Annotated in this window: 8 protein-coding genes and 1 tRNA gene; 4 read left to right on the plus strand and 5 right to left on the minus strand. The window is 64.2% G+C overall.

Going from position 1 to position 8,169, the window contains the following annotated elements; genetic code table 11:
- Nucleotides 1-328: 328 nt before the first annotated feature.
- Together HUU94_RS12330 and HUU94_RS12335 are read left to right on the plus strand one after the other, a co-directional pair.
- Complete coding sequence (locus HUU94_RS12330) at nt 329-556, plus strand: AbrB/MazE/SpoVT family DNA-binding domain-containing protein (protein ID WP_174275364.1); 228 nt, start codon at nt 329-331, stop codon at nt 554-556.
- A gap of 5 nt (nt 557-561) precedes the next feature.
- Nucleotides 562-957, plus strand: coding sequence for a type II toxin-antitoxin system death-on-curing family toxin (locus HUU94_RS12335; RefSeq protein ID WP_174275365.1), 396 nt, complete (start codon nt 562-564; stop codon nt 955-957).
- Between the two features lie 399 nt (nt 958-1,356).
- Here HUU94_RS12335 and HUU94_RS12340 read toward each other — a convergent pair whose 3' ends face one another.
- The 3 genes from HUU94_RS12340 to lepA are packed head-to-tail and all read right to left on the minus strand — an operon-like array spanning nt 1,357 to nt 3,617.
- Nucleotides 1,357-1,569, minus strand: a complete 213-nt coding sequence (locus HUU94_RS12340; protein WP_174275366.1) for a DUF2283 domain-containing protein — start codon at nt 1,567-1,569, stop codon at nt 1,357-1,359.
- A complete protein-coding gene (locus tag HUU94_RS12345) occupies nt 1,566-1,817 on the minus strand; it encodes a hypothetical protein (RefSeq protein WP_174275367.1) in 252 nt (83 codons plus the stop codon). The genes HUU94_RS12340 and HUU94_RS12345 overlap by 4 nt, the downstream gene beginning before the upstream one ends.
- Before the next feature lie 9 nt (nt 1,818-1,826).
- The gene (gene lepA / locus HUU94_RS12350) at nt 1,827-3,617 is read right to left on the minus strand and encodes a translation elongation factor 4 (RefSeq protein WP_174275368.1); all 1,791 of its coding nucleotides are present in this window, start codon (nt 3,615-3,617) and stop codon (nt 1,827-1,829) included.
- 181 nt (nt 3,618-3,798) lie between these two features.
- Here lepA and HUU94_RS12355 point away from each other — a divergent pair, with 181 nt between their 5' ends.
- Nucleotides 3,799-6,330 (plus strand): TonB-dependent receptor, encoded by a 2,532-nt coding sequence (locus tag HUU94_RS12355; protein ID WP_174275369.1) that lies wholly within the window; start codon nt 3,799-3,801, stop codon nt 6,328-6,330.
- Nucleotides 6,331-6,419: 89 nt separating this feature from the next.
- Here HUU94_RS12355 and HUU94_RS12360 read toward each other — a convergent pair whose 3' ends face one another.
- Nucleotides 6,420-7,397 carry an AAA family ATPase gene (locus HUU94_RS12360; RefSeq protein WP_174275370.1) on the minus strand — a complete coding sequence of 326 codons (978 nt, stop codon included), beginning with the start codon at nt 7,395-7,397 and terminating at the stop codon, nt 6,420-6,422.
- Nucleotides 7,361-7,930 (minus strand): nicotinamide riboside transporter PnuC, encoded by a 570-nt coding sequence (gene pnuC / locus HUU94_RS12365; protein ID WP_174275371.1) that lies wholly within the window; start codon nt 7,928-7,930, stop codon nt 7,361-7,363. Before pnuC ends, HUU94_RS12360 begins: the two co-directional genes overlap by 37 nt.
- Before the next feature lie 162 nt (nt 7,931-8,092).
- Between pnuC and HUU94_RS12370 the strand changes: the two genes are divergently transcribed.
- Nucleotides 8,093-8,169, plus strand: a tRNA-Pro gene (locus tag HUU94_RS12370).

The raw sequence follows: 8,169 nt of genomic DNA on the forward strand, positions 1-8,169 counted from the left end.
GTCTCGCAACCGCTCGGAATCACATCGGAACCCGGTCGTCCACCATTACGCTACCGTTCCGACACAGCCTCTTAGAGGATTGTTGCAGCAGATCGTGAAGATTTGCGCATCTGCCTCAAGATTGAGGACGGATCGTCACTATCCATCTTCTCGGAGCTTGGGCCTTACGAGAGCGGCATAGTCTGGGAAGCGGATCGTAAAGATTGGATCGTCTTTTAAGGCAGCTTTCGCTGGTGCCGCCCCAGAAGCAGTCATTCCGCTAACCACCAATCTTAGACAAAATCTTGCACCCTCTTCCGTTACCAATCGCAATCATTATAACATCCGTATGAACATGCCCCTCAAGATCGTGAAGATCGGCAATTCCGCCGGCGTGGTCCTGCCCAAAGAGATGCTCTTGCATCTCGATGTCGCCGTAGGCGAGACGCTCTCGGTCACCAAGACCCCGATGGGTATCGAATTGCGCGCGCCCATGACGGATTTCGATGCGCAGATCGCCGCCGCCCGCGAGGTCATGGCGCGGCGCAAGCGGGCGTTGCGCGAACTCGCGAAGTAAAAGCCGTGGACCATGATTGGATCTGGATCACGGCCGATGTCGCGCGCGCCATCCATGGCGAACAGCTTGCCCAGCACGGCGGCCCCGCCGGGGTGCGCGACCAGGGCGGATTGGAAAGCGCGATGGCGCGCGGGCCCAATCTTGCCGCCTATGGCACGCCCGATGCCGCGGAGCTTGCCGCCGCTTATGCGTTCGGCATCGCGCGCAACCACCCGTTCGTCGACGGCAACAAAAGATCGGCGGCGGTGGTCAGCGAAACCTTCCTGATGCTCAACGGCAACCGCCTCGATGCGAGCGACGCGGAACTGGTCGTCGCGTTCCAGCAGCTCGCGGCAGGCGAACTCGGCGAAGCGGAGCTGGCGGCCTGGTTTCGGGAGCACATGAAAGAGCCGGAGCGCTAAGCTACCTGCGATCACCTTGCCGCCGATCGCCCCCGCCGTATATCCGCGTCAATCCCATGGAGGCGACGTTGGGCGCTCACGAGACGAGGACCTTCAAGAGCGGCAACAGCGAAGCGGTGCGCCTTCCCAAAGGCATGGGATTCGGGATCGGCACTGATCTTTGCGTGGAGCGAGACGGAATCGGATCGTGCTGACTCCGGTCGCCGACCCCGCTGAAGAAAGACGCAAGCTGCTGGAACTGCTGGCCGCGCTTGCCGCGATCGGTCGGCCCGACGACGGCATCGAGTCACGACCCGATTCGAGGCTCCGGAACGGCTGGGTCTCTGACGTAGTGCCCCTGCTGATCGATACCGACATCGCGATCCATCTTCGCAATGGTGATCCCGGGGTTGCCGCCGCTCAAGCCGCCCGCAGCGTTCCCAGCGGCAGGTCGATTGTCTCCAGCGTGCCGATATCCAGCCGAGCGGCGTGATCGATGTCGAGGCCGACGACCTCGCCCGCGCTGCCGAAATCGGCGTTGATGCCTTCCGCGATCTCGCGCGTCTCGACGGAGGCCCCAGCCTTCAACTCGATGTAGAGACTATCAGTCTCGGGATAATAATGCAGCTTCATGGCTCGTCCCTGCGAAAGCCGCGATCGAGGAAGGCGTTATGCAGTGTCTCGCCATCCTCCAGCGTCACGACGCGCAACATGCGTGGTTCGGCCTCGCCTGGCAAGCGAACCTCGCCCCAGAAGCGCACACGCCCATCTTTCTGAGCTTCCCGCCGCACCGGTGCAGCGATCATGGCGCGGCACATGCCTTCCGTCAGATAGGTGCGCTTTCTCAACACCTGTTCCTCGAAGTAGCGCGTGCACGCCATCGGTCCGCTTCACTCCTCCCCCATCCGGAGCGCGGCGATGAACGCCTCCTGCGGAATGCTCACCGAGCCATATTCCCGCATCCTTTTCTTCCCCTCCTTCTGCTTGTCGAGCAGCTTCTTCTTGCGGCTGATGTCGCCGCCATAGCATTTCGCCGTCACGTCCTTGCGCATCGCGGCGATCGTCTCGCGCGCGATCACCTTGCCGCCGATCGCCGCCTGGATGGGGATCTTGAACAGGTGGCGCGGGATCAGGTCCTTCAGCCGCTCGCACATCCCCCTGCCCCGGCTCTCCGCCGTGCCGCGATGGACGATCATGCTCAGCGCATCCACGGGCTCGGCGTTGACCATGATGCTCATCTTGACGAGGTCGCCCTCGCGATAGCCGATCTGGTGATAGTCGAAGCTCGCATAGCCCCGGCTGATGCTCTTCAGCCGGTCGTAGAAATCGAACACCACCTCGTTGAGCGGCAGCTCGTACGTCACCTGCGCGCGCCCGCCGACATAGGTCAGGTTCTTCTGCACCCCGCGCCGGTCCTGGCAGAGCTTGAGGATCGAGCCGAGATATTCGTCGGGGCAGTAGATCGTCGCCTCGATCCACGGCTCCTCGATCGCGGCGATGCGGCTGGGGTCGGGCATGTCGGCGGGATTGTGCAGCTCGATCTCGCCGCGATCATGCGCGAGCAGGATCCTGTAGACCACCGAGGGCGCGGTGGTGATGAGGTCGAGATCATACTCGCGCGTCAGCCGCTCCTGGATGATCTCGAGGTGGAGCAGCCCCAGGAAGCCGCAGCGGAAGCCGAACCCCAGCGCCGCCGAGCTCTCCATCTCGAAGGTGAAGCTCGCATCGTTGAGCCGCAGCCGCGCGATGCTCTCGCGCAGCTTGTCGAACTCCGCGGCGTCGACCGGGAACAGCCCGCAGAACACCACCGGCTGGACGAGCTTGAACCCCGGCAGCGGCTCGGCGGCGGGCTTCTTCGCGTCGGTGATCGTGTCGCCCACCGCGGTCTGCGCGACCTCCTTGATCTGCGCGGTGATGAAGCCGATCTCGCCGGGCCCGAGCTCGGTGAGCTGCTCGATCTTGGGGCGGAAGCAGCCGACGCGGTCGACGAGGTGGGTCGTGCCGCCCGCCATGAAGGCGATCTGCGCGCCCTTGCGCAGCACGCCCGCCATCACGCGGACGAGGATGACGACGCCGAGATAAGGATCGTACCAGCTATCGACGAGCATCGCCTTCAGCGGCGCGTCGGCGTCGCCCTTGGGGGCGGGGATGCGCGCGACGATCGCGTCGAGGATCTCGTCGATGCCGATCCCCGTCTTGGCGCTGGCGAGGATCGCGTCGGAGGCATCGAGCCCGATCACCTCCTCGATCTCGGCGCGCACTTTCTCGGGCTCGGCGGCGGGCAGATCGATCTTGTTGATGACGGGCACGATCTCATGGTCATGCTCGATCGACTGGTAGACGTTGGCGAGCGTCTGCGCCTCTACCCCCTGCGCCGCGTCCACCACCAGCAGCGCGCCCTCGCACGCCGCCAGGCTGCGGCTGACCTCATAGGCGAAGTCGACGTGGCCGGGCGTGTCCATCAGGTTGAGGACGTGGCCCTTCCAGTCGAGGCGCACCGTCTGCGCCTTGATCGTGATCCCGCGCTCTTTCTCGATGTCCATGTTATCAAGCACTTGCGCGCTCATCTCGCGCTCCGTCAGCCCGCCGGTGCGCTGAATCAGGCGGTCGGCCAGCGTCGACTTGCCATGGTCGATATGCGCGATGATGCTGAAGTTGCGGATCGTGTCGAGCGGCGTCATCCCCGCCGCCTAGCAGCGCATCGCCGCGAAGCGAAGAGCATCGCCCGCGCACGACCTATCCACAGCCATTTCGCCGCTGTCACAAAAGAGTCGCCGAAGAGTCGCTCGTCTGAAAGACAAGCCCACTAGCGGAACCCCCGACGTCGCCGTCCGAACGGCGATACCGAAGGGGACCGCACCGATGACTTCCAAGGCCTCGGCGATTTCGATCGCCGCCCTCGCCCTCGCGCTCGCCGCGCAGGCTCACGCCGCCGATCCGGTCGCCGCTCCTGCCGCCGATGCCGCCGCCGCGCCGGCTGAGGAGACGACCATTCAGGAGATCGTCGTCACCGCGACCAAGCGCGAGACCAATCTCCAGCGGACCCCGATCTCGATGAGCGTCGTCAACGAGCAGGTCATCAAGGATCGCCATATCCAGAGCCTTTATGACTTGGCCGACGGCGGCGTCCCTTCCCTTCGCGTGGCCACCTTCGAAGCCCGCCAGAGCGCGCTGACGATCGGCATTCGCGGCATCGTGCCGCTCGACGCCAACCAGCCCGCCCGCGAGCAGGGCGTCGGCATCTATGTCGATGGCGTCTATCTCGCCCGCCAGCACGGCCTTAATGCCGCGCTGTTCGATATCCAGCGCATCGAAGTGTTGAAGGGTCCGCAGGGCACTTTGTTCGGCCGCAATTCCGAAGGCGGCGCGCTCTCGATCATCTCGAAGACGCCCTCGGGCAAGTTCGGCGGCTCGGTCAACGCCGGCTACGGCAATTACGGCGCCTATACGATCGGCGCGCACCTCGATCTGCCGGAATTTCACAACTTCAGCATCAAGCTCGACGGCATCAAGCAGTATCAGGGCGCGACCACTAAGGATCCGCTGCCCGGCTCGACCGGCTGGAATTATTACGATCGCCAAGGCTTCCGTGGCGCCGTTCGCTGGCAGCCATCGAGCGACATCACCAACGACTTCTCGGTCGACGTCGCGCAGGACAAGAATACTCCGTTCTACAGCCAGCTGCTGAGCTACAACCCGAACGGCTGCTCCAATGGCCCGGTGACCGCCGGCAGCACGTGCGTGCTGCCAAGCGTCAATTACACGTCGCTGACCGGCGGTCCGGTCAAGCCGCTGCTGCCGGGTGTCGTCGTCAACGGGACCAGCCGCATGAGCACGGCCGACATCGGCGTTCCGCAGCAGCCCAGTGTCGACAAGAGCCACGGCTTCACCAACAATTTCAAGTGGAAGCTAGCGCCCGAGATCGAGCTTCGCTCGATTACCGCCTGGCGCGGCGTGGACATGGCGCAGTGGGATAACAGCGGCGGCGCTCATCGCCCACCACTCGTCACCCTGACCGCCGCCTGTACCGCCGCTGCGCCCTGCCCGTTCAGCAGGTACAGCCTCGCCGATCTGCGCCAGCGTCAGTTCAGCCAGGAATTCCAGGCCGTCGGCTCGATCGGTCGCATCGATTATGTCGCGGGCCTGTTCTATTTCAACGAGCATGTCAGCGACGATGCCGCGACGCCGAGCTCGGTCGGCGCGGTCGCGGTCCTCAACGGCGCCGGCGCGGTGACCGGCGCGAACTATGTCACCATCCCCTTCTGCACGGGCAACACGCCGCTCTTCATCGGCAAGGCGGTCAATGGCTGCTCGATCGACCGCGCATCCGCCGTCCGGTCCAGAAGCTATGCGGCCTACGGCCAGGCAACCTGGAACGCGACCGACGCGCTGCACATCACCGTCGGCGGGCGCTATACGAAGGACAAGAAGGAGGGCGTTCTGACCTTCTTCAACAATCTGAACTACGCGACGGCCACGCCCGCGCAGCTTGCCGCCAACGGCTACCAGCCGCTGGACAAGACCTGGAATCGCTTCAATCCAATGGCGACGATCGCTTATGATCTGACCAACAGCGTTCACGTCTACGCTAAATATTCGACCGGCTATCGCGCTGGCGGCGCCAGTTCGCGTACCCCCAACTATCTGCCCTTCGATCCCGAGGATCTGAAGTCGTATGAAATCGGCCTGAAGAGCGACTTCTGGGATCACCGCGCGCGCTTCAACCTCGCGGGCTACATCATGGACCGCAAGAACAGCCAGGAAGACCTGAGCTTCATCACCTTCGCCAACGGCAGCAGCGTCAACGTGCTTCGCGCCATCAATGCGCCGGGCGTTACCAAGATCCGCGGTATCGAGGCGGATCTGACGGTGGCGCCGGTCACCGGCCTGACGCTGAACCTGTCCTATGCATATACCTACACGCGTATACCGCTGGTACCGGTCAGCTTCACGGTCGGCGCCGCCACGTCCACGGTGTTGCAGCAATTCTACATCCCGTTCACCCCGCGCAACGCGGCGAGCGGCTCGATCGATTATTCGCTGCCGGTCGGGGGTTCGGACACCAAGGTGAAATTCCACGTCGACGGCAACTACTCACAGGCGACCCAGGCCTTCGACCAGTTCGCGACGAAGGCGGGCGCGTCTTTCATCGTCAACGGGCGACTGTCGCTGGCCGACATCGGCATGTCGAACGCGGGTCAGAAGCTGACCATCGGCGTCTGGGTGCGCAACATGTTCGACAAGCAGTATATCTTCCGCGAGGACCCGTCGAACAGCCTGCCGGGCGCTCCGACCACCAGCCTCACCGCTGGCCCGATCGGCAACGTCCTGGGCGATTACGGCAACTTCAATGCGCCGCGCACCTTCGGCGTGGAAGCCGCCGTCAACTTCTGATCATCCCCTCCTCAGCGCCGCGCTCCCCGGTGGAGCGCGGCGTTTTTTTCGGCAACATGGAGGAGATCGGGCAGCGTTCCCGATCGATTTCAGAGGCCGGCGGCCTTAATCGCTTCCAAAGAACGATCGAACCGTTCCTCGGCCGGCCCGCCGATCAGCACATAGGGCAATCCGCGTCTGTCCAGTTGCGCGCGTGAGCATTCGAGGAAGCGGCGCCGGCGCGCCTCGTCGCCGAAAAAGCGGGTGCCGTCGTCCACCCACGGCATGTCGATATCGAGCAACAGATAGAGGTCGGCGGTTTCGGTGAAGCGATCGAGCCAGGGATCGGACCGCTCGAACAATATATCGGCCCAGGCGGCGGTCATCAGCGGATCGGTGTCGAGGATGAGGCGGCCGTTGCACTGCCGCTTGGCCGCCCGCGTCATCGCGGCATGCGTCCGTGCGATCGCGACCAGATCGGCCATCGTCAGCGCAAGTCCGAAAGTCTCGCAATAGGTCCGGCCATATTCGGGCAGCCATAACGTATCGAAATGCGCGGCGAGCGCGGGCGCCAGCGTCGACTTGCCCGTACTTTCCGGCCCGTGCAGGCAGATCGTGCGCGCATAGTGCTCGCGCACGGGCGGCGGCACGAAGCGCCAGTTGCCGATCGGATCGGCGCGAACCTGCGCGCTGGTGATCGGGACTGTCTGATAATAAGGATCGATCTGGACGTAGCGCGCGCCCAGCGCGGTGGCGAGCGCCAGCGTCTCGCCATCGCCCGCGAAGACGAGATCGATCGGCTTCGGCAATATCGCCGCCAGCCGCTCGGAATAGGCGCCGCCGGCCTCCGCAACGATCCCGTCGATCGGAAAGACCTCCGCTTTCGGGAACAGCTCCGCGATCCACGCCTTGCGGCGCGCGAACGGGATCGGTTCGTCCTGGGCGACGATCACAAGCAGTATCAGCTCGTCCACCATCGCCTGCGCGGTCTCGACGAGCAGGACATGGCCGGCATGCGGCGGCGCGAAATTGCCGACGATCAACCCCGTCGTCACGCCGGCTTCTCCGCCCGCAGCGTCCGCCGCCACGCGATCCACCCCCAGGCCGACATCCCGAGCATCACCACGTAGAGCGCGGCGGTGGGCAGCAGGCCGCGGGCGATATAGAGCCCGATCGCGATCGCATCGACGAGGATCCAGAGCGGCCAATTTTCGATCAGCCGCAGCGATAGCATGATCTGCGCGATCACGCTGATTATTGCATTGGCCGCGTCGAGATAGGGAAAGGCGGCGTCGGTCCAACGCGCCATCGCGCCGCCCCATGCCGCAATTAACGCGAGCCCAGCTACCGCCCAGGCCAGCCGCCCGATGGCGGTAAGGCGTTCGATCCTTACCTCGCCGCTCTCCGCCTGCGATCGCCGCCAATTCCACAGCCCGTAAAGCTGAACCGCGAAGAATATGATCTGGAGCAGCGCATCGCTGTAGAGCCGCGCGTGAAAGAAGACCGGCGCGTAAAGCGCGACCATCGCGAGCCCGAAAGCATAGTTCCAGACGCTGCGGCGGACGAGCAGCAGGATATTGAGTACGCCCAGCAGCGCGGCGACGATCTCAAGCGGCTTCACAGGCGCCCGCTAACCGATCGTCATGCGTCATGCCAGCGATCCCGAACGTTTTCCGCCACCCTGCCGCTTTCGAAACGACGGGGGTTGCGGTCTCCAATACCCCCCGCTAAGCGCCGCCACTTGGCTAGTACCGGACCCGCGAGAGCGGCGCGCCGGCTCCGTCGGGGAGTAGCTCAGCCTGGTAGAGCACTGTCTTCGGGAGGCAGGGGCCGGAGGTTCGAATCCTCTCTCCCCGACCA

Source organism: Sphingomonas bacterium (genome assembly GCF_903644055.1).
Lineage (GTDB): Bacteria > Pseudomonadota > Alphaproteobacteria > Sphingomonadales > Sphingomonadaceae > Sphingomonas_I.

Bases quoted from the DNA above. Each gene is read 5' to 3' on its own strand.
- HUU94_RS12340 (WP_174275366.1), bottom strand. From the start codon at position 1,569: ATGAAGCTGCATTATTATCCCGAGACTGATAGTCTCTACATCGAGTTG.
- HUU94_RS12345 (WP_174275367.1), bottom strand. From the start codon at position 1,817: ATGGCGTGCACGCGCTACTTCGAGGAACAGGTGTTGAGAAAGCGCACC.
- lepA (WP_174275368.1), bottom strand. From the start codon at position 3,617: ATGACGCCGCTCGACACGATCCGCAACTTCAGCATCATCGCGCATATC.
- HUU94_RS12330 (WP_174275364.1), top strand. From the start codon at position 329: ATGAACATGCCCCTCAAGATCGTGAAGATCGGCAATTCCGCCGGCGTG.
- HUU94_RS12355 (WP_174275369.1), top strand. From the start codon at position 3,799: ATGACTTCCAAGGCCTCGGCGATTTCGATCGCCGCCCTCGCCCTCGCG.